The sequence below is a fragment of the Pseudophaeobacter sp. genome (genome assembly GCF_048267565.1).
GTDB lineage: Bacteria > Pseudomonadota > Alphaproteobacteria > Rhodobacterales > Rhodobacteraceae > Pseudophaeobacter > Pseudophaeobacter profundi.
Genome location: NZ_JBLWXG010000022.1, coordinates 1 through 17,144 on the forward strand (window position 1 = coordinate 1; position 17,144 = coordinate 17,144).

At 58.2% G+C, this 17,144-nt stretch carries 13 protein-coding genes, 3 pseudogenes and 1 riboswitch; of the genes and pseudogenes, 8 read left to right on the top strand and 8 right to left on the bottom strand.

All coding sequences use genetic code 11. The features are described from left to right. Window positions 1-255: 255 nt before the first annotated feature. Window positions 256-500, top strand: a pseudogene (locus ACN0VH_RS20645) (transposase); the annotation flags it as partial. A 60-nt stretch (window positions 501-560) separates the two neighbouring features. Here the strand turns inward: ACN0VH_RS20645 and ACN0VH_RS20650 are convergent. The 4 genes from ACN0VH_RS20650 to ACN0VH_RS20665 all read right to left on the bottom strand — a co-directional run bounded on the left by ACN0VH_RS20650 (window position 561) and on the right by ACN0VH_RS20665 (window position 5,141). Next, window positions 561-2,051 carry a fumarate hydratase gene (locus ACN0VH_RS20650; RefSeq protein WP_417702468.1) on the bottom strand — a complete coding sequence of 497 codons (1,491 nt, stop codon included), beginning with the start codon at window positions 2,049-2,051 and terminating at the stop codon, window positions 561-563. 6 nt (window positions 2,052-2,057) lie between these two features. Next, window positions 2,058-3,539 (bottom strand): citrate lyase subunit alpha, encoded by a 1,482-nt coding sequence (gene citF, locus ACN0VH_RS20655; protein ID WP_417702470.1) that lies wholly within the window; start codon window positions 3,537-3,539, stop codon window positions 2,058-2,060. Window positions 3,540-3,556: 17 nt separating this feature from the next. Continuing rightward, window positions 3,557-4,687 (bottom strand): CaiB/BaiF CoA transferase family protein, encoded by a 1,131-nt coding sequence (locus tag ACN0VH_RS20660; protein WP_417702472.1) that lies wholly within the window; start codon window positions 4,685-4,687, stop codon window positions 3,557-3,559. A 130-nt stretch (window positions 4,688-4,817) separates the two neighbouring features. Next, window positions 4,818-5,141 (bottom strand): EthD family reductase, encoded by a 324-nt coding sequence (locus tag ACN0VH_RS20665; protein ID WP_417702474.1) that lies wholly within the window; start codon window positions 5,139-5,141, stop codon window positions 4,818-4,820. A 199-nt stretch (window positions 5,142-5,340) separates the two neighbouring features. Between ACN0VH_RS20665 and ACN0VH_RS20670 the strand changes: the two genes are divergently transcribed. From ACN0VH_RS20670 to nrdF, 5 genes are all read left to right on the top strand, one after another. Next, window positions 5,341-6,285 (top strand): LysR family transcriptional regulator, encoded by a 945-nt coding sequence (locus ACN0VH_RS20670; protein WP_417702476.1) that lies wholly within the window; start codon window positions 5,341-5,343, stop codon window positions 6,283-6,285. Window positions 6,286-6,813: 528 nt separating this feature from the next. After that, window positions 6,814-7,019, top strand: a riboswitch (cobalamin riboswitch). Window positions 7,020-7,112: 93 nt separating this feature from the next. Continuing rightward, the gene (gene nrdH / locus ACN0VH_RS20675; protein WP_417702478.1) at window positions 7,113-7,334 is read left to right on the top strand and encodes a glutaredoxin-like protein NrdH; all 222 of its coding nucleotides are present in this window, start codon (window positions 7,113-7,115) and stop codon (window positions 7,332-7,334) included. A 16-nt stretch (window positions 7,335-7,350) separates the two neighbouring features. Continuing rightward, entirely contained in the window at window positions 7,351-7,767 is a 417-nt protein-coding gene (gene nrdI, locus ACN0VH_RS20680) for a class Ib ribonucleoside-diphosphate reductase assembly flavoprotein NrdI (protein ID WP_417702480.1), read from the top strand. Next, window positions 7,749-9,881, top strand: coding sequence for a class 1b ribonucleoside-diphosphate reductase subunit alpha (nrdE, locus tag ACN0VH_RS20685; RefSeq protein WP_417702482.1), 2,133 nt, complete (start codon window positions 7,749-7,751; stop codon window positions 9,879-9,881). Before nrdI ends, nrdE begins: the two co-directional genes overlap by 19 nt. Window positions 9,882-9,986: 105 nt before the next feature. Beyond that, a complete protein-coding gene (nrdF, locus tag ACN0VH_RS20690) occupies window positions 9,987-10,964 on the top strand; it encodes a class 1b ribonucleoside-diphosphate reductase subunit beta (protein ID WP_417702484.1) in 978 nt (325 codons plus the stop codon). A gap of 393 nt (window positions 10,965-11,357) precedes the next feature. Here nrdF and ACN0VH_RS20695 read toward each other — a convergent pair. Then, a pseudogene (locus ACN0VH_RS20695) lies at window positions 11,358-11,648 on the bottom strand (IS110 family transposase); the annotation flags it as partial. Between the two features lie 29 nt (window positions 11,649-11,677). Here ACN0VH_RS20695 and ACN0VH_RS20700 point away from each other — a divergent pair. After that, a pseudogene (locus tag ACN0VH_RS20700) lies at window positions 11,678-12,374 on the top strand (IS3 family transposase); the annotation flags it as partial. Window positions 12,375-13,251: 877 nt separating this feature from the next. After that, a complete protein-coding gene (locus ACN0VH_RS20705; RefSeq protein WP_417702485.1) occupies window positions 13,252-13,920 on the top strand; it encodes a hypothetical protein in 669 nt (222 codons plus the stop codon). Here ACN0VH_RS20705 and ACN0VH_RS20710 read toward each other — a convergent pair. From ACN0VH_RS20710 to ACN0VH_RS20720, 3 genes are read right to left on the bottom strand one after another with little or no spacing between them, the layout of a single operon-like run. Further along, complete coding sequence (locus ACN0VH_RS20710) at window positions 13,883-14,119, bottom strand: acyl carrier protein (protein WP_417702487.1); 237 nt, start codon at window positions 14,117-14,119, stop codon at window positions 13,883-13,885. The genes ACN0VH_RS20705 and ACN0VH_RS20710 overlap by 38 nt on opposite strands. After that, window positions 14,109-15,578, bottom strand: coding sequence for a class I adenylate-forming enzyme family protein (locus ACN0VH_RS20715; RefSeq protein WP_417702489.1), 1,470 nt, complete (start codon window positions 15,576-15,578; stop codon window positions 14,109-14,111). Before ACN0VH_RS20715 ends, ACN0VH_RS20710 begins: the two co-directional genes overlap by 11 nt. Continuing rightward, entirely contained in the window at window positions 15,565-16,566 is a 1,002-nt protein-coding gene (locus ACN0VH_RS20720; RefSeq protein WP_417702491.1) for an aKG-HExxH-type peptide beta-hydroxylase, read from the bottom strand. The genes ACN0VH_RS20715 and ACN0VH_RS20720 overlap by 14 nt, the downstream gene beginning before the upstream one ends. Window positions 16,567-17,144 lie beyond the last annotated feature (578 nt).

Below are 17,144 nucleotides of genomic sequence, written 5' to 3' on the forward strand. Positions count from 1 at the left end.
GGATGGAGCAGCCCGGTAGCTCGTCAGGCTCATAACCTGAAGGTCGTAGGTTCAAATCCTACTCCCGCAACCAATAATATTAGATAATATCAGTAGCATAGCGCCCCATGGGGCGCTTCTTGCGTTTCCGATCCAAAAGCCGTGGAAGCACGGTGGAAGCAATAGGGACGCGTTTGGTAATGTGGTGAAAAAGAAACACTGCCGTATGTGCGTCAAAAAGGGGGGGGGGCGCGTCTGATCGGGCGGACCAAGGGCGGTATACGCCCATGTATCCCAGGCCGAAGGCAACGCAAGACGGTCATCCGATGCGACGAGCAACGCTACAAACGCTGCAACCGTCCCTCTCGTGACATTGCCCTGCAATGCACTGCCGGGTAGTGATCGAGATCATGTTCGGTAGGTTAAAGGACTGGCGGCGTGTCGCAACCCGCTATGACCGCTGTCCCAAGGTCTTCCTGTCCGCAATCGCCCTCGCGGCAATCGTCATTTACTGGTTATGAGTCCTGACCCTAGCGGTATTGAGTGTTTCAGGTCGATATATGCCATGACTACCCGTCCGGCTATTGCATCCACGTCATCGGACCGTCACGGTGAACAGAGCCACCACGACTGTCGACGGCAACCGTGACAGGCATGTCCTGCACCTCGAACTCGCGGATCGCTTCCATGCCGAGATCCTCGAACGCCAGGACGCGCGCCTTGCGCACCGCCTTCGACACCAGATAGGCGGCCCCGCCGACTGCGATCAGATACGCCGCCCCATGGCGCGCAATGGATGCGACGGTGTCAACATTGCGCTCGGCCTTGCCAATCATCAGCGACACGCCGAGCCGATCGAGCATCATCTCGCTATAGCCATCCATCCTGGTTGAGGTGGTGGGGCCAGCAGGACCGACCACCTCGTCGCCCACCGGATCGACGGGGCCGACATAGTAGATCGCCCGGTCGCGGAATTCGACAGGCAGCGGCTCGCCTGCTTCCAGCATCTGCGCGATACGACGGTGCGCCGCGTCGCGCCCGGTCAGCATCTTCCCAGACAGAAGCAGTTGCTCACCCGGTCGCCACGTGGCGATCTGGTCGCGGGTGAGACCGTCGAGGCTAACACGCCGGGCGCTTTTCCACGTGTCACCAAGGTCGATCTCGGGCCAGTCACAGATCTGCGGCGGCGCCAGTTGCGCCGGACCATCGCCGCGCAGCGTGAAATGGGCGTGGCGCGTGGCCGCGCAGTTCGGCACCAAGGCAACCGGCAACGAGGCCGCATGAGTCGGAAAGCTGCGGACTTTTACATCCAGAACCGTCGTTTGCCCACCAAGCCCTTGCGCACCGATGCCCAGAGCGTTGACGCGCTCGACGATCTCCATCCGCAGCGCCTCCTCAGCGGTATTTGGGCCGCGCGCGCGGAGTTCTGTGATGTTGATGGGCTCATTCAACGCCTGCTTAGCCATCGCCATGGCCTTGTCCACGCTGCCGCCGACGCCGATACCCAGAATACCTGGCGGGCACCAACCAGCGCCCATCACCTTGACCTGCTCAACCACCCAATCGGCGACGTTCGCCGTCGGGTTCAAAACGGCGAAGCGGGTCTTGTTTTCCGACCCGCCGCCCTTGGCCGAGACATGAACTTCGACAGCATTGCCCGCGACCATCTCAACCGTGAGCATGGCAGGTGCGTTGTCGCGGGTGTTCTGCCGCCGCCCGAACGGGTCAGCAACGACCGAGGCACGCAAAGGGTTGCTGTCCAAGCGATAGGCGCGGCGGACTGCGTCATCGACGATCTCCTGCAGGGGTCGGTGCCAGTCGGGCCGCGCCCGCACGCCTATGGCAATATGCACATTGGCCACGCCGGTATCCTGGCACAGTGGCCTGCGCCCCATGGCGGCCATGCGAGAGTTGACCAGGATCTGCGCGATAGCCCCACTTGCAGCGGGGCTTTGCTCCGTCTCCCACGCGCGGGTCATGGCCTGCACGAAGTCGCGCGGGTGGTAATAGGAAATGAACTGCAACGCGTCGGCGATGCTGTCGATCAGGTGGTCCTCGGTGATTGCTGCCATGGTGGTTTACACCTGCCGCACAAAGTCGGTCACGCTGCCGTCGCGGTATTCCGACACGGCCACGATCCGCCCTTCGACCGGATGGATCGCCGCACGGGTCGCCGCCGCCGCCGCCTCGCGTTGCAGGTCCGCGATACTGCGCAGGGGGAGGTCCGTCGCGCGCAAACGCTCCAGCAGGTCGGCGCGTCTCGGGTTCACAGCAATGCCCGCCTCGGTCACCAGCACATCGACAGTTTCACCCGGTGTGGTCACAGTGCCGACGCGGTCTACGACTTTGGCGAAGCCCGCCGCCGTCAGTCGCGTGGTGATGATGGTCAGTTTGGCCCCGGCGGCTGTATCGGCATGGCCGCCAGAGCCGCCATTCATCATCCCATCCGACCGCGTGGTAACATTGACGTTGAAATCCACGTCGATCTCGGTTGCGCCCAGAACCACGGTGTCGAGCATATCCACCACGGCACCGCGCGAGCCGGGGCAGGCATAGACCGAAGCCGACATGCCCAGATGGCGTGGATTGCGGGCGTAGGATTGCACGGCGGCAAGATCGAAGCACTGCACATCCAGAAGGGCCTCGAACAGCCCGGCTTCCAGCATCTTGACGTGAAAGCCGGTAATCCCGCCCGCCGCGAAACTGCCTTTGATCCCGGCAGCGGTCATGAAGCGGGCCAGTTCGTCAGCGGTGGCGATGGAAATGCCCCCGGCGCCGTTTTGCAGCGAAAACCCGGGCACCAGCAGGCCACTAGCCTCGATCACCGCCGCCGTGCGCCGCGCGATTTCCAGCCCGACAGGTTCGGTGGTGGGGCGCGTGATGCCCGACAGGATACCTGCTGCATCGCCGATGCTTTGCACCGGGACCACCCAATCGACAGATTGCTGATCGATCTCGATCTGCGGGACCGGAAAAGGCACCAGTGTATCAGTGACTGCCACAACATTGCGGGCCTTTTCGATATCGGCCTTCGGATAACCCAGGGCGCCACATGCTCGCGGGCCGATCGAACCAGAAATATTGCCAAGCGCATCGGCGGCAGGTGCAGCGATGAAGGCCACATCAATCGGCAGTTCGCCCGCCGCGATGGCCCGCGCCCGCCCGCCATGGGTCCGAAGAACCGCCGGCTTCGGCAACTTCCCGCACGAAATTGCCTCGGCCACCGGACCGGAAATGAAGCCTGCGGAAACCCGCGTGACGGTGCCGCGTTCGATATGGCGCACTAACGATTCATGCACCGGAAAAATCGAAGATGCGGCAACATGCAGGTCCTTCAGCCCGCGTTTCTCGGCCACGGCAAGCACCATGTTCAACACTGCATCGCCGTTTCGCAGATGATGGTGAAAGGATAGCGTTGCACCGTCCTTCACTTCGCAGGCGTCGAATGCGGCCTCCAGATCGGCCAGAAGTTTGCTTTCCACAGACGCTGACGTGTTGCCGCGATAGGGGCGGATATCGCCATAGCCCTCAAGCATGGTCGGGAAGTTTTCTCGGGTCATAGGTTCGCTCACACGCTTCAGGCAGTTTCTGCGCAGCCCGCCCCAAAGGCGCTGCCGGGGCGTTGCGACAGACGCTCGCCATTGAATTTGATCGGGTTCGACAGGAGCCGCATATCGGGACGCATCTCGTGGGGGACTTCCGAGATCATGCCAACCTCTGCAACAAACGGATTTTCCAGTGCGTCGCGTACACTGAGAACCGGGGCGACGGGCAGCAGGCCGCAGAATGTTTCCAGCCAATGCTCAGCCGGGGCTTTGGCGAACTCGGCGTCCAAGACTTCGGTCAGCGCATCGCGGTTCGCTGAGCGCGCGTGTTGATTGACAAAGCGCGGGTCAGTCTTCAGGTCATTCCGTCCCAACTTGTCCACCATCAGTTCCCAGAACCGCTCGGTCATGCACATCACATAGATCCAACCATCCTGCGCCGTGAACGTCTGAACGGGCGAGACCGACATATGCGATCCGCGCGCCACGCGGCTGCTCTCCAATCCCTCGTTGAGATACCACGTCCCGGCATAGCCTAGCTGATGCAGTGCCACGTCGAACAGGCTGACGTCGACATCGCATCCCTCTCCGGTCTGCCCAGCCTTCCGCAGCGCCGCCAGCAGCCCCAGAACGCCAACCGTTCCAGTCATGAAGTCTATAATCGAGACGCCAAAGCGCGTGGGGTCGGCGGACGGATCACCGGTCAAGTGCATCAGCCCGGCTTCGGCCTGCATCAGGAAATCATAGCCCGGCCAGTTGGCACGGGAGTTGTTGCGCCCATAGGCCGAGATATGCAGGCAGACGATGTCCTTCTTCGCGGCCTTCAAGGACGCATAGTCGATGCCAAGTTTCTCTGGCTGATCGCCGCGCAGGTTGTTCATCACCGCATCGGCCGAGCGCACGATGGCCAGAAAGGCTTCGCGCCCTTCTTCGCTTTTCAGATCGAGTGCGATGCTGTTCTTGTTGGTGTTCCAGCCCTGAAACAACAGGCTGTCGTTGTCGCCCAGAAAATATGGACCCATCTTGCGTGCCGGATCGCCACCCGAGGCGGTGTTTTCCACCTTGAACACGGTCGCACCCATATCGGCCAGGTACATTGAACCGTAGGGGCCGGCGGCAAAGTGCTCGACAGTTACGATCTTCAGGCCTTTCAACGGTTTCATTCCGTATCTCCTCTTCGTGCCGATGCCACAGCTGTCATGTGATCGGACTTACTGTCGCGGCCGCGACAAACAGGTCGCAGGCCCGCACGACTTTGTGTGGAACAAGCTTTGATCAAATGCGTTAAGCCGATCAGGGCCAGATATGCCGGGTTTCGGTAACGATGACGCCGTAAAGGGATTTGGCGAAATTCGGAGCGTCCGCGAGCAGCTCTTGACCCTCCTTGCTGGCAAATGCGGCATCGTGGTCTTCGACGGAATCAAACCACAGCTCGGAGAAACCGTCCCAGCCAGCATTTGGGAAGCTTTCACGGTCGATCAGGTTCGTGGTGTAGCGGCGCAGGCCTGGCAGCTTCTTGCAAAGTTCCGCGTGCGTTCCGAGCCAGTGCTCATGAAATTGCTCCAGGGTCAGTTCATCGCGTTTGATCAGATAGCCGATCCGCTTCGCATAAGACATTGCGTCCTCCTCACGTGATTAGAGTTCTGTTCATGAGCGCATGGCGAGCGTCACAGACTCCGTATATTGAAGGGTAGACGAACCAAGCTTATTCATTCAATCTTGTAAATCTGACCTATTTTGCAGATTATCTAAATTAAGCCGTCGCGCTCGGACCACGGTGCATAGCCGGTCGTCAACTTGCCCTTGGAGGACACCAATGTCCGTCAATCTCAAACTCTTGCACACGTTCGCTCAGGTGGCCCAGTTGCGCAGTTTCACCCGCGCCGCTGAAGAACTTGGCCGCACACCATCGGCAATCAGCATGCAGATCGCCGAGCTTGAAGATCAGATCGGGCTAAAATTGCTCGAACGCACAACGCGCAGCGTAGCCCCGACACCGGATGGTGCGCTACTGCTTGAACGGGTCCAGAACTCGATCCGAAGTCTCGAAGACGGGATCGCAGAGGCGCGCGATGCAGCTGAACGTCGAATGGGGCGCGTCGTCTTCGGATGCGCTCCTACAGTGGCTGCAGGGACGCTCGCCCACGTAGTGACCGAGTTTCGCGTGCGTTTTCCGAAGGTGGCACTTCAGGTTCGAGAAGTCACATCAAACGATTTGCTGAACGCCGTCCGGGAACGCGAAATCGATTTTGGTATTACGCCTTTTGTGCAAGCCAAGTCGGACTTGGTGTTCAAGCGCCTGCTGCGCGAGCCGCTGGTGGCTCTGGCCTCACGCGATCATTTCGAGGATCTGCCGGAAACGCTGTCCCTCGATTTTCTGTCTCGTTTGCCACTTCTCGTCATGCAGGGAATGCCAGTTATCGTGCGGCAAGATGGGCGCGAGACGCCTGCGATGCTGACAGAATATCTGGAGCGGTCCGGGCGATCGCTGAACATTGCTTGCAGCGTGCGCCAAGCGACAACACTGGTCGACTTGGCAACATCCGGTTTGGGGGTAGGCCTCGTTCCAAACCTGGCAGTTGCATCTCAGATGCCGGAGCACGTTCGGGTCGTATCACTTTCGAAGCCGGAAGTCGTTCGAGACATCGGAATTGCCACACTCAAGGGAGAGGTTCTGAGCAAGCCAGCGCTTGCGCTGACCGGAATATTCAAGGCGCATCTGAGAGGCACAAGAACTGTACGATGCAATGATAAGATGTAAGGTTCCCGCAACGACAGTTGTCTCTTTGGTGCTGTGCTATGATAGTCCATGTTGTACGGGACGGCGCTGAGACGCTGACGCTTGCTTATTTCGAGGCAACTCCACCCTGAAACCGCCGTTGACCTGTCTTTGCGCGGGGCCGGATGGCTGAACAATTATCGTGTATGTATGGTGTGCGCTGCGGTTCCGTGCAGAATAAAACGGTCCGCAATGGAAGAGCTGACCGACCGTCTGTCTGACTCAATTTAGTAGCGACTTTAGGTGTGCAACTTGTGTGCAATCCAAGGTCAAGGACCGGAAAGCGCACGATTTCGGCCTCCTGCGCAAACGCAGCTAACTCACCCTTTGTCCGCTTAACTGCCGTTCCTTCACTCTGGGCTAAATGTCCGGTTCCTCAGTGCCGCGCGTAGGGCACGTCTTGCCAGAATGGTCATAGTGAACGGCATATGATGCGGATGCCTGATCGGCCACCTCGACTTATCCACGCAATTCCAACATCGATATATTGACAGCGGGAGCGCGCTTCCCCCAATATGCAGTTGCTTTGGTTCCTGCGAGGTGACTCGCAGGCTAAGAGGGAAGCCGGTGCGGTCACACGACCAATTCCGGCACTGCCCCCGCAACTGTAAGCGGCGAGTCTGGGTCTAATCCACTGGTGCAAGGTCGCGCCGGGAAGGCCGACCAGAGACGTTCGAGCCGCAAGTCAGGAGACCTGCCAGGGCATGAACGACGACCGCGGCGGAGGGCCCGGGTGCGTAGATGGGCCCTTTGGTCCTGTCTTCGTGTCCCCTCTGTCCAGAGGCAACCAACTGGCAAGGGACAAAAATATGAGCATCACCGTCTATTCCAAACCCGCCTGCGTGCAATGCACCGCGACCACCCGCGCCCTGACCGCACGTGGCATCGACTATAACGTGGTCGACCTGACCGAGGATGCGGCGGCGATGGAGATGGTGGCCGGGCTGGGTTACCGCCAGGCGCCAGTCGTCGTCGCGGGCGACGACCACTGGGCAGGCTTCCGCCCCGACATGATCAGCCGCCTGTCCTGAGGGCGGGGGCTTCGGGATGGGGGGGCTCGTCTATTTCTCCAGCGGTTCGGGCAACACCGCCCGTTTCGTCGAGCGCCTTGGCCTTCCCGCCACGCGTCTGCCCCTGCGGGGCGATGCCGCCTTGCCGGTGATGATCGGGCCCTTCGTGCTGATCTGCCCGACCTACGCGGACGGCGAAGGCCGGGGCGCGGTAGCGAAGCCGGTGATCCGGTTCCTGAATGTCGAGACCAACCGCAGCCATCTGCGCGGCGTGATCGCCAGCGGCAACCGGAATTTTGGAAACACTTTCGCGATGGCCGGACATGTCATCGCGCGGAAATGCAACGTGCCCGTGCTCTATCGTTTCGAGCTGGCCGGCACAGACACCGACATCGCCCGCGTCCGCGACGGGCTACAAACCTTTTGGGGATCCCGATGCTTGACGCCAGCCTGACCCAAGGCCTCGATTACCACGCGCTGAACGCGATGCTGAACCTCTATGACGAAGAGGGGAACATCCAGTTTGAAGCAGACCGGATGGCGGCGCGGCAGTATTTCCTGCAACACGTCAACCAGAACACGGTCTTCTTCCACTCGCTGGAGGAGAAGCTAGGCTATCTGGTGGACGAGGGTTATTACGAGGCGCAGGTGCTGGAGCAGTATTCAAAGGCCTTCCAGCGGAAGATCTGGGACGCAGCATTCGCAAAGAAGTTCCGCTTCCCCACCTTCCTCGGCGCCTTCAAATACTACACCTCCTACACGCTGAAGACCCGGGACGGGCAGCGCTTCCTTGAGCGCTACGAAGACCGCGTGGTGATGAATGCGCTGGCGCTGGCGCGCGGCGACGAGACACTCGCCATGCAGCTGATGGAGGAGGTCCTGTCGGGCCGGTTCCAGCCGGCCACGCCGACCTTTCTGAATGCGGGCAAGAAGGCGCGGGGCGAGTTCGTCTCGTGTTTCCTGCTGCGGTTGGAAGACAATATGGAGAGCATTGGGCGCGGTATCAACTCGGCCCTGCAACTGTCGAAACGTGGCGGCGGCGTGGCCTTGATGCTGACCAATATCCGCGAATACGGCGCGCCGATCAAAGGGATCGAGAACCAGTCCTCGGGCGTCATCCCGGTGATGAAACTGCTTGAGGACAGCTTTTCCTATGCCAACCAGCTGGGAGCGCGGCAGGGCGCGGGCGCGGTCTATCTGAACGCGCACCATCCCGACATCCTCAGCTTCCTCGACACCAAGCGCGAGAATGCGGACGAGAAGATCCGGATCAAGACCCTGAGCCTTGGGGTGGTGATACCGGACGTGACCTTCGAGCTGGCGAAACGGAACGAAGACATGTATCTCTTCTCGCCGCACGACGTGGAAAAGGTCTATGGCTGCGCCTTTTCGGAGATCTCGGTCACCGAGAAATATGCCGAGATGGTCGACAACCCCAAGATCCGCAAGAAGAAACTCAACGCGCGCGCCTTCTTCCAGACCCTGGCCGAAATCCAGTTCGAAAGCGGCTACCCCTACATCATGTTCGAGGACACGGTGAATTCGGCCAACCCGATCGCCGGTCGGATTTCGATGTCCAATCTCTGTTCTGAAATCCTGCAAGTGAACACCGCGTCCGAGTTCACGGATGACCTGTCTTACGCGCAGATGGGCACCGACATTTCCTGCAATCTCGGTTCCATGAACATCGCCCGCGCCATGGATGGCGGCGATCTGGCGGGCACCGTCGGCACCGCGATCCGGGCATTGAATGCGGTGTCGGAAATGTCCGCCATCGATAGTGTTCCCTCGATCCGCAAGGGCAATGACGAGGGCCATGCCATTGGTCTTGGCCAGATGAACCTGCATGGCTACCTCGCCCGCGAGCGGATCCATTACGGCTCGGCTGAGGGTATCGACTTCACAAATATCTACTTCTGCACCGTGTTGTTTCACGCCCTCAGTGCATCCAACGCGTTGGCGCAGGAGAAGGGCACACGGTTCAAGGGCTTTGAGGACTCGACCTATGCCGATGGCAGCTTCTTTGCCAAATACGTCGACCGGGACTGGCTGCCGGAGACCGACCGGGTGCGCGAACTGTTCGAGAGCGCCGGCATCCCTGTGCCGAGCCGCAAGGACTGGTCCGCCCTGTGCGACAAGGTGAAGGAGCACGGGCTTTATAACCGCAACCTGCAGGCGGTGCCGCCGACCGGGTCGATCAGCTATATCAATTATGCCACCTCCTCGATCCACCCGATCACCGCCAAGATCGAGATCCGCAAGGAAGGCAAGATCGGCCGCGTCTACTATCCGGCGCCCTATATGACCAACGACAACCTCGAATATTACCGCGATGCCTATGACATCGGTCCCGAGGCGATCATCGACACCTATGCGGCGGCGACGCAGCATGTGGACCAGGGGCTGTCGCTGACCCTGTTCTTCCCGGCGGAGGCCTCGACCCGAGACATCAACCGCGCGCAAATCTATGCGTGGAAGAAAGGGATCAAGACGATCTACTACATCCGTCTGCGCCAGCAGGCGCTGGAAGGTACGGAAGTCGAGGGCTGCGTGTCCTGTTCGCTGTAACCTGAGGTGGTTTGGGGGCTCTGCCCCCGGCCACATGCGTGGCCTCCTCCGGGATACTTATGAGAAGATGAAGGGGCGCGGCCCCTAGCTGCTGAGATCGAGTATATGAAAGACATGACCCAAGCCCGTGCCGTGCCCAAGGCGATCAACTGGAACCGTCTGCAGGACGACAAGGATCTGGAGATCTGGAACCGCCTGACTGCCAACTTCTGGCTGCCCGAGAAGGTGCCGCTGTCGAATGACATCCAAAGCTGGTCGCAATTGACCGAGGACGAGCAGACCCTGACGATCCGCGTCTTCACCGGGCTGACGCTGCTGGACACGATCCAGAACACGGTTGGCGCGCCCGCGCTAATGCCGGACGCCCAGACCCCGCATGAAGAGGCCGTGTTGACCAATATCGCCTTCATGGAGGCGGTGCATGCGCGGTCCTATTCCTCGGTCTTCTCCACGCTCTGTCAGACAGCGCAGGTTGACGAGGCTTTCCGCTGGTCGGCTGAGAACGAATACCTTCAGGCCAAGTCCCGGCTGATCCTCGACGAATACGACGCGGCCTCGAACCCGCTGCGCAAGAAGATCGCCAGCGTCTTTTTGGAGTCATTCCTGTTCTACTCGGGCTTCTATCTGCCCATGCACTGGTCCTCGCGCGCGCGACTGACCAACACCGCCGACCTAATCCGCCTGATCATTCGTGACGAGGCGATCCACGGCTATTACATCGGCTACAAGTTCCAGCGGGCGCAGGAGCGCCTGACCGAGGCCGAGCGCGCCGGACTCAAGGATTTTGCCTTCGGCCTGATCTTCGATCTTTACGATATCGAGGCACGGTATACGGAACAGCTCTATGATCCGCTGGGCCTGACCGAAGACGTTAAGGCCTTCTTGCACTACAATGCGAACAAAGCGCTCCAGAACCTTGGGTTCGAGGCACTGTTTCCCGACGAGGCCTGCCGGGTGAACCCGGCGATCATGGCCGCGCTGTCGCCCGGTTCTGACGAGAACCACGATTTTTTCTCCGGCTCCGGGTCGAGCTACGTCATCGGCAAGACCGTTGCGACCGAAGACGACGACTGGGATTTCTGACGAAGAATACCCCGATTTTCCGAACACCCGTCCTTCGTTGCTCCAGCAGCGAATGACGGGTGTGGATGGCTCCTGCACAGCAAGTCCTTTTTGATCTGATTTGTGCATTTGTCAGAAGCAGTCATGTGTCCGGCCTGTTTACGCGGTTTTGACCGCTGGCCCTGATGGGTTGCGCAAACCAAGTTCCCATCAGCTTTGCGGGCTCTCATGCCCGCGCCATTCGGCGGAGTCTCTTGGCTTTAGCGGCAGACTTATGCACCATCATCTCGCGCGTCTTGCTAGCTTGATGTTCCTGTCTTTTTAGGCTGCAGCGCGTGGGCTCTAAGGTTTGTTGCGGGTCAGTATCGCCCAGACAATCCGGGCTGTCTTTTGGCCATGGCAACCGTTGCGACACGGGCGGGTTACGGCTTCGCAGATGGCCTCGGCGTCGATTGCGACGGGCTTACCGCGTTTGATCTATGGCTTCACGTACATCGGCGGGATCAACCGCACGTCATGGCCCAATGCAGTCTGTTCACGGGCCCAATGATGCGCGCTGCTGCAGGATTCCATGCCAACCAGCCAGGGCTCCAACTTCGCAAAGAAAGGCAGAAACTGGGTCCGCCGCAAGGGCTTGTTGAACACCACTTCTTCACTGGAGGTCAGCCCGTGGACTTGGAAAACGTTCTTGGCCAGATTGGACATGTCACGGTTTGATGGCGCCCCTTTGATAGCATTTATTGCACCAAAGGAGGCTGAGTATGGGACTGAAACGAACGGACCAATTCCGCCAAGATGCAGTGCGGATTGCACTGACCAGTGGGCCGTTTGATGCGCCAGAACGGCATATCAGTCATACGACCCCGCAAACACAAGGTGACGACAGACAGCGATCATAAGCTCAATATCGCGCCGAATCTTTTAGATCGGGACTTCACCGCGGATCAGCCCAATCAAAAGTGGGCGGGCGATATCAGCTATGTCTGGACCCGCGAAGGCTGGCTGTATCTGGCGGTAATCCTGGACCTGCATTCACTGCGAGTCATCGGCTGGGCTATGAGCAACCGGATGAAGCGTGACTTGGCGATCAGGGCGTTGAACATGGTAATTGCATTCCGGTTACCACCCAAAGGCTGCATCCACCATACGGATCGTGGGGCGCAATATTGCTCTCACGATTATCAGAAGATCCTGCGCCTGAACGGCTTCAAGGTGTCGATGAGCGGAATGGGGAATTGTTACGACAACGCAGCGGTCGAGACCTTCTTCAAGACAATCAAAGCTGAACTCATCTGGCGACGGTTCTGGGAAACGAGAAGGCAGGCTGAGATGGCGATCTTCAAATACATCAATGGCTTTTGCAATCCGCGTCGACGGCACTCAGCACTGGGCTGGAAAAGCGCTGTCGCCTTCGAACGGAAAGTGGCCTAAACGAGCACCTGGGGCGGCACTAAAGCGTGACTGGTCCAAGTGCTTCCGTCGTGCTTCCACGGGTTTGGAATGCGGGTAGCGAGCTTGGTTGATGCTTGCTGTGGCGTCGTAGCACCACCGTAGCACCGAGCACGTTGCGCCAATGCATAAAGCCCTGCAATTGCAGGGCTAAGCGTCTTATTTATTCATTTAAATTTGGTTGCGGGAGCAGGCAACCGCCGCAACCTACCACCCCTTTCGGCCGCGGTTTAACTTGGGTGCAAGCACGAAAAGTGCCGCGACCCTATGCAAATCGAAATAATAGTGGCTGCACCCAGCCCGGAGCAGCCATCGAAATTGATCGCCGCGCCAGCGCTGCTGTCGGCGCGAGAGTTTTCGGGAGTTTTCCCGAAAACCGCCATCCATCAGGCGGTACCTGCCAGGCTGATGCTGCGGTCAGCACCAGGGGGCGCGAAGCGCAGATCGCCGTCGTTGCAATGTCTTGGCGGGGCTGCTGAACAACGGCCTTTTTGGCGCCGATATGAGGCAGCACAGCCCGCCCTTCAGCATAAGTTTCGAATACCTCATTGACACTTTAAGTTGAAACGAGTTTTCTGTTTCAGCTTACACGGAGAGACAAATTATCTCTACCTGATCAAACTTTTCGAGAAAGGAAGATATGATGAAACTAGATTCGAGCAAAATCCTGATGTTGAAGGGCAGCAAGGCTGCCGCCGCTTCGAAAGTGGGTGAACTAGCCCCGCCAGGTACCGGTTTCTCTGCTTAACGGACACATCAATCCAAGTTTTGATGAGAGGGGCGGTCTGCAAAATGACGGGCCGCCTCAATCATGCTGCCAGCCTTATCCTGCATTATTTTGGAAACAAGACAGTTACTGATGACCACAGACCCGCAAATGGACCAAACGTTTCGTTCAATTGCGCGCTTGACCAAAAATTGGCCGGGCCGTTCAGTTGGACCTCATGGAGCGGGAAGATACCTGAATTCAGCCGGTTCTCTCCCTCCGATCCTGTGGTTCTTCAATGCCGGGCACGAACCAGTGAATTTCTATGCTGCACTGGATCCAGAGCAGCAGTTTTTTGCACTCCGCTCTCTTAGCGTCATCATGAAACCATCGCCTGAACGGGATCAGTTGGGGGCCAAAATGGCACAGCACCTAGCGGAGGAACTGACAGACATACTCCCCAATGACATTGCGCTTGTGGGGGGGAATTGCCAAGGGGCGCCTTACGCCATCAGCTTTGCGCAGCGGCTCCTGGAACTTGGCCACGACATTAAATCGGTTGCCGCTATTGATGCCATGCCCGACAGGGCAATAGCCGTTCCTGCGTTGCTCAATTTTGGCGAAGGGGCACCGGAAAGAAACCCGTTCCTGAATGATTTTGCCCTGACCAGCAAGCGGGTGAAAAACCTGTTTCCGGCTTATCGGCAAGCCCGTTTGCCCTGTGGGCATGCCCAGTACTTCGAGGCGGAAAACCTCCCATACCTCCTTGCGAACATTGAAAATTTCATAGGGACCCGTATTCGTGCCGCAGCGCATCAGTGAGCGTTACCGGGGTGGAATGTGAAAACAGAATGGATGGATGAACTTCCGTTCCAAGACGTCGACCAATCAGGAGACACAGTTCAACAGCTTTCAGAGAATCCCCGCCCAGGTCGAAAAAATCACTGTCTTGCAACAGTTCGGCATCGGGAAAGCAGGTATTGAATGCGTCTGTGACACAATCGCTTAGCTCAGAGGACATGGCATATCTCCGGAGTGTTTACGATCAGCTGATGCAGGTGTGCCCTGGCGACTTTGAGACCGGATGTCTTGGGGAGCGCCTGCATCAGCACGATTTTATCCGGCCTTGTCAGTGGTGACAGATGTGCTCTCAACTGGGTTTTAAAATCACTCAGCTGGCTTGGGGCGGCTTCAATGACGGCAATGATCTGGTCTTCATCACCGGCCGCGCCTGGGCTGGAAATCACGCAGCAAAGCGCCGCGCCGGTAACCATCTGGATTTGATTTTCCAGGTCGGGCGCATTGAAGGAAACGCCGTTGCGGCACAGGTATTCCTGAACTCTTCCCACAACATACAGATACCCGTCGTCATCCAGGTAGCCGCGATCACCGGGGCGAGCGGTATTTTCATTCACCTGCGTTTCAATATGGCCGACCTCATTTGTCGGCAAGGAATGGCCTTGGTCGTCGACGATCCTGATATGATGATGTGGAAGCGGCATTCCGACGGAGTTCGAATGGCTGTCAATCTCATTCCCTTCAAGGCGGGATATTATGCCCGTTTGCGTCGAAGAATAAGTAACGCAAAGCGTGTCTGACAGGATGGACTTCGCTTCGGTCAGAGCAGGGCCAAGTAACGGGCCGCCGATACTTTGCATTTTGACCAAGCTGTCATAGCGCGGCCCATCCCCGACCAGCCCCTGGTCCTTGATGTGCTGGACCAGGCCGCGGATCAATACCGGCGGCAAGGTGACTTCTTCAGCATTCTCGTGCATAAGGGCCGCATCAAGTTCCGCATAGCTGAAAAAAACTGGAACAGTGATGATCTTTCGGCCGCTGATCGCGTTGCGGTACCAGATATAGCGTGTTCCCGGAAAGCTGAGATTGAGGCAAGAGACGGTATTTCCCCAATGGCCTCTTTCGCCACCGACGGCCATGCGGTCAAGCGCGCTCAAGAGTTCCGCATGAGAGACGGGGTGCAGCGCCGGAACCCCTGTCGTTCCAGAGCTCATGATGAAATCTGCCGTACCGTCGGGCACGGCTGGAAAAACCAACCCGTCCAAAGTGTCAGTCAACGCAACAACTCTTGGAAATTCCAGAATTCCATCGTGCTGCGCCAGCTTCCTGAAGTCCGAAAAGATATATGCAGCACGCGCCCTCGTGGCCCTTTCCAAAATGTCCGAAGGCGGGCTTCTGAAATCGAGCACCAGGGGCGATACCCCCAATGCCCATAGCGCAAAAATTGCGGCGAACGTGTCAATCTGGTTGGTGTTGGCAAGCCCCACCACCTGACCTGCGGCAACGCCGTGTTCTGCAAAGGCCAACCGCGTCAATTCGATACGTGCTTTGAAGTCTGAGTATGTGAGACGCCCGATCCCGGTTTCGATGCCAGTCCCGCCGCCGACTTCGAAAAGTATGGCTTGGGGGGTGGCCTCTACCTGCTTCAGAAAGGCCGCGCCAATGGTGTCAGCAGCGTACATCTGACATCGCCCTCTGTGCATCATCAAACAGTTGTCGGCCCAATGGCGTCATACGTGCATGCTGCTGAATTTCAGTGGCACAATCCTGATAGATGATAGCAGCCTGCGTGCTTTGGCGGCGCAGCTCTTCGGCGTCCGGCCCACAAAAGCCATTGTCGAGAATGCACGTCGCGGACTGCACCATGCGCGCGGACACCCAGGCGGCATGGAAAATCCCTTCCATAGGGCGCGGCGAAGACCGAAGCGGCGACGTGTACCGCTCGGTATCCTTATTCAAAAGGACCGGGTCATCAAGATGATACAAGAACAGCTTTGCATGAGAGCTTTCGTGAACCAGCGTCATCAGAACCGTTGGCAGCCTATCAATCTTGTCAGAATTCACCAAGATCGACCCGAAAGCTGCGAAAACCGTGGCACCGCCAAAGCCGTTCTTCGTCGGATCTTCGTTAACGGCAAGGTAGATCTGCGGCGCGAGGAGGTCGAATTCCCTGGCCCAGTCAGGCGCGTAGGTCTGCAGCATCTCTCTTGCCAGATTGATCTTGGCAACCGCTTGTTTCGTCCCCTCGACGCCGGGCGCGCGCAGATCTGCTGTAAGCCCGGCATCATCGCAATAGGCACGACGAAGAAGGTCACATGCGGTGGGCCCCAGTTCTTTTTCAGACAGGCCGCGCACCCTGAGGCCGCTTGCCTGCACCTGATCGGGGAGTTGTAGAAATTCCAGACAGGCCCGTTCAAAGCCGGGTTCATCCTGTGAAAGCGCAGCATTCAACATCGCGTCATGGGCGGCATAAATACAGCTGTCGGGGTGCCCCTGACCAGAGAAAATACGCTTCAGTTTTTCTTCTGCCCTCGCATTGTCTTCGGGGCTGTCCCAGACCTCAAGCAGCAAGTGCCGCAACGAGGTTTCCAGCCTGTCGATTAGCCGAGTGATCGTTTCCCGAACATCATCCGCATTCGGGAGCAAGGTTGTTCCAAACTGGGTTTCCATAAGACTTGCCTGGTAGATGATTTGTACTTAAATGATCCTGCTTTCTGGAGAGGTTTGCAGTTCAGCGATAACGCACCCGGGAAAGGTTCAATGCTGTTTTGTCTACCTGCTCCGGTACAATGTATGCCTCGTCAGACGTTCGCTTTTCAAGTGCTGCTTGTGTAATTTCTTCACGCTTAGGGAGAGAGGGGGACCGTTCCGGATACGTCCTGCGCATTACCGGCCTTGCTGCCAACCGCAGCACCGGAGGCGGTTATTGAGGGCGGATGAAACGCATTTTCGGCAGTTCAGCCATTGGCCTTCGCCACCGCAACACTTTCACTGCTGTGCCTGGCACGAATGTCGCGATTGGGCTGGTAGCACTCATAGAGGCGTGCAAACCGAACAGCATAAAGATCCTGCATCTGTCAGTGAAGATCTCTCATCGCGCCATAAATTCAGCGCTGATCGCCACAACGATGTTGTCAACAACCCCGTACAAAAGCGCTCCAACAAAAACAGCTAGGTTCAGGACTCATACCCAATAAATGACAGTTGCGGCGAGGGCGATTGCCGAAAGGAAGACTTTGGGGCAGCGG

Coding starts and splice junctions, on each gene's coding strand:
- ACN0VH_RS20705 (WP_417702485.1), top strand. CDS start 13,252: ATGACCACAGACCCGCAAATGGACCAAACGTTTCGTTCAATTGCGCGC.
- ACN0VH_RS20720 (WP_417702491.1), bottom strand. CDS start 16,566: ATGGAAACCCAGTTTGGAACAACCTTGCTCCCGAATGCGGATGATGTT.
- nrdE (WP_417702482.1), top strand. CDS start 7,749: ATGCTTGACGCCAGCCTGACCCAAGGCCTCGATTACCACGCGCTGAAC.
- ACN0VH_RS20670 (WP_417702476.1), top strand. CDS start 5,341: ATGTCCGTCAATCTCAAACTCTTGCACACGTTCGCTCAGGTGGCCCAG.
- ACN0VH_RS20665 (WP_417702474.1), bottom strand. CDS start 5,141: ATGTCTTATGCGAAGCGGATCGGCTATCTGATCAAACGCGATGAACTG.
- ACN0VH_RS20710 (WP_417702487.1), bottom strand. CDS start 14,119: ATGTCCTCTGAGCTAAGCGATTGTGTCACAGACGCATTCAATACCTGC.
- nrdF (WP_417702484.1), top strand. CDS start 9,987: ATGAAAGACATGACCCAAGCCCGTGCCGTGCCCAAGGCGATCAACTGG.
- nrdI (WP_417702480.1), top strand. CDS start 7,351: ATGGGGGGGCTCGTCTATTTCTCCAGCGGTTCGGGCAACACCGCCCGT.
- ACN0VH_RS20650 (WP_417702468.1), bottom strand. CDS start 2,051: ATGGCAGCAATCACCGAGGACCACCTGATCGACAGCATCGCCGACGCG.
- ACN0VH_RS20660 (WP_417702472.1), bottom strand. CDS start 4,687: ATGAAACCGTTGAAAGGCCTGAAGATCGTAACTGTCGAGCACTTTGCC.
- nrdH (WP_417702478.1), top strand. CDS start 7,113: ATGAGCATCACCGTCTATTCCAAACCCGCCTGCGTGCAATGCACCGCG.
- ACN0VH_RS20715 (WP_417702489.1), bottom strand. CDS start 15,578: ATGTACGCTGCTGACACCATTGGCGCGGCCTTTCTGAAGCAGGTAGAG.
- citF (WP_417702470.1), bottom strand. CDS start 3,539: ATGACCCGAGAAAACTTCCCGACCATGCTTGAGGGCTATGGCGATATC.